This window comes from Mesorhizobium sp. M1A.F.Ca.IN.020.06.1.1, assembly GCF_004023265.1.
Taxonomy (GTDB): domain Bacteria; phylum Pseudomonadota; class Alphaproteobacteria; order Rhizobiales; family Rhizobiaceae; genus Mesorhizobium.
The window spans coordinates 1-1,389 of the sequence record NZ_RZSR01001252.1 but is presented as its reverse complement, the minus strand read 5'-3'; the positions used below and the strand labels follow the sequence as shown (position 1 = coordinate 1,389).

1 protein-coding gene is annotated in these 1,389 nt (G+C 68.7%); it reads right to left on the bottom strand.

Features of this window, described 5'->3' with window-relative positions; translation table 11 throughout:
• Positions 1-15: 15 nt before the first annotated feature.
• Positions 16-1,389, bottom strand: a 1,374-nt coding sequence (gene radA / locus EOA60_RS33000; RefSeq protein ID WP_245502678.1) for a DNA repair protein RadA, incomplete at its 5' end; no start/stop codon positions are given.

Here is a 1,389-nt window from a genome sequence, read left to right as displayed (position 1 = left end):
ACATCATGAGCTGCATCACTCCCCCTCGTCGGCGCGACTGCGCCGTGAGCCGGCTATGCGCGCCACCAGGTCGGCAAGCTCGGTGGGTTGGAAAGCGCCGGCCGCGATTCCCCCGGCCCCATTACCGCCAACGACTTCCTCGCTGCCGAGCGGCAGCACCGCGCTTCCGAAACCCAGCTTTTCGGCCTCTTTAAGGCGCTGCTGCGCATGCGCAACCGGCCTTACCGCGCCCGAAAGGCTGATTTCGCCGAAATAGACGCAATCGGCGGGAAGGGCAAGACCGGTGAGCGACGAAACCAATGCTGCGGCGACCGCGAGATCGGCCGCCGGTTCCGAGATGCGGTAGCCGCCGGCGACATTGAGATAGACGTCGTGCTGGCCGAAGCGGACGCCGCAATGCGCTTCCAGCACCGCCAGCACCATGGAGAGCCGCGCGCCGTCCCAGCCGACGACGGCGCGGCGCGGCGTGCCGAGCGAAGAGGGCGCCACCAGCGCCTGGATCTCGACCAGCACCGGCCTTGTGCCTTCCATGCCGGCGAAGACGGCGGCGCCGGGCGACTTCGCATGCCGCTCGCCGAGGAACAGCTCGGATGGATTGGCGACCTCGCGCAGGCCCTTGTCCGACATCTCGAAGACGCCGATCTCGTCGGTCGGCCCAAAGCGGTTCTTCACCGTGCGCAGGATGCGGAAGTGGTGGTTGCCTTCGCCCTCGAAATAGAGCACGCCGTCGACCATGTGCTCGACGACGCGCGGGCCGGCGATCTGGCCTTCCTTGGTGACATGGCCGACGAGCACGATCGCGGCGCCGGTGGATTTCGCATAGCGGATCATCGCCTGGGCGGCCGCGCGCACCTGGGTGACCGTGCCGGGCGCCGAATCGGCAAGATCGGTCCACAGCGTCTGGATGGAATCGAGGATCACCAGGTCCGGCCGCTTGCCGTCGGCGATTGTCGCGAGGATGTCCTCGACATTGGTCTCGGCGGCGAGTTCGACCGGCGTCGAGGCGACACCCAGGCGCTGAGCACGCAGCCTGATCTGCGCGACAGCTTCCTCACCCGAAACATAGACGATGCGGTGGCCTTTCGAGGCCAAAGCGGCTGCGGCCTGCGTCAGCAGCGTCGACTTGCCGATGCCGGGATCGCCGCCGACCAGAAGGGCGGAGCCGCGCACGAAGCCGCCGCCGGTGGCGCGGTCGAGCTCGCCGATGCCGGAGACGATGCGCGGCGCGTCCTCGATGTCGCCGGAGAGGCTGGTGAGCACCACGGCGCGGCCCTTGCGCACATTGCGGGTGTTGGCCGGCCCCGAGCCGATGCCGCCCGCGGTGCCTTCCTCGACCAGCGTGTTCCACTCGCCGCAGGCGTCGCATTTGCCGGCCCAGCGCTGATGCAC